General features: G+C 52.0%; 1 protein-coding gene. It reads left to right on the forward strand.

Annotated elements, in window-relative coordinates:
- Positions 1 to 1,805: Ig-like domain-containing protein (locus H5087_RS19960; RefSeq protein WP_182673141.1), on the forward strand; the 1,805-nt coding region annotated here is incomplete at both ends.

Genomic DNA, 1,805 nt, shown 5'->3' on the forward strand with positions numbered 1-1,805 from the left:
AGCGACTTAACACCAGAGCTTCAGGGCACCAGTAATGAAATTGGTGGCACTGTTACACTCACCATCACCGACAGCGCAGGCGCTGTGCAAACCATTGAGACCCTAGTTGGCAGCGATGGCCACTGGAACATTGAGATTCCAGGTGCCCTTGCACAAGGTGACTTTACTGTAAGCGCGAGTATTACCGATGCGGCAGGCAACGAGAGCACAGCAAACAGCAGTGGTAATGTGGATACTATTACGCCAATCGTCACCGTTGATGCACTGGGCCTGGGCAACGATAGCACCCCAGTTGTTAGTGGTACCTCAACAGAGCCGGAAGGCACGGTTGTAAACATTGTTATTACTGACAGCAATGGTGATGAACACCCAATCACCGCCACCGTGGATGCAAACGGTGATTGGCAAGCAACCAGCCCTGAATTACCGGATGGAAGCTACACCGTGCAAGCCAGTATCACCGATGATGCAGGCAACACCGGCGGTGCGACACAAACAGGCAACCTAGATACCTTAGCGCCGACACTGACGTTAGACACAGTCGGTGCCACGAATAACAGCACGCCAACAATTAGCGGGACATCGAACGCGCCAGCAGGCACGGTTATAACGATTAACGTCACGGATGCAGATAATACAGAAACGTTTACCGCGACAGTGCAAGCCGATGGCAGCTGGTCAGCAGATGTACCGAACGCGTTAACTGATGGTCCACTCACTATTGAAGCAAGCGTTAGTGATAACGCCGGTAATACCACTACATTAAGTGAAACCGCAACACTCAACACCACGGCCCCAAGCATTAGTATTAATACACTGGTTGACACCAACGACACCACCCCAACCATTAATGGTACAAGCGATGCGGCAGATAACACCACCATCAGCTTAACGTTTGAAGACAGTGCAGGGAATATTACGACTGTTGATACGACCGTAACGGGTGGGGTATGGAGTGTCGATGCACCAACTGATTTAGCCGAAGGCGAATATACTGTCACCGCACAGGTAGATGATGGTCTAGGTAATATCGGCAGCGCCACCGAGACAGGTCAGATAGACCTTACTGGCCCGAGCCTTGTTATTACAGACAACGGTGTAGGGAACGACACCACGCCAACGATTGCAGGTACCAGCGATGCACCGCAAGGCAGTGAAGTAACCATTGTTGTCACCGACAGCAGCGGCGCAGCGCAAACAATGAGCGCCACCGTACTAGCCAATGGTACGTGGTCAATCCCTGTACCGGTAGCACTCGCAGAAGGTGCATACACCATTAGCGCGAGTGTTGAAGATGTGGCAGGCAACGACACCATCGCCACAGGCGCAGGTGAAATAGATACCACTGCACCGACACTTGTACTTACCAGCCCAGGCTCAAGTAATGACATCACCCCGACACTCAGTGGCACAAGTGATGCCGTTGAAGGCACCGTTATTAGCTTCATCGTGGTGGACGATCAAGGCAATACACAAACGTTCACCACCACGGTGGATGCCGATGGTAACTTCTCTGTAGAAGTACCGACTGCACTGGCAGAAGGGCCGTACACGATCACCGCCAACATCAGCGATGTGGCAGGAAACAGCACCGATATTACCGGCAACGGCACCATTGATACCACAGCACCAAGTGTGAGTGTGGATGCGCCAATATTAACAAATGACAGCACGCCAACTGTGACAGGCACTAGTGATGCACCTGACAGCACCATCACGGTGACGTTTACAGATGCAGCAAATGCTACTCAAAGCATTGATGTACAAACCGATGCCAATGGTAACTGGAGTGCGACACCAACAGG

It is taken from the genome of Pseudoalteromonas sp. SR43-7, assembly GCF_014163785.1.
GTDB classification, from domain to species: Bacteria; Pseudomonadota; Gammaproteobacteria; order Enterobacterales; family Alteromonadaceae; genus Pseudoalteromonas; species Pseudoalteromonas distincta.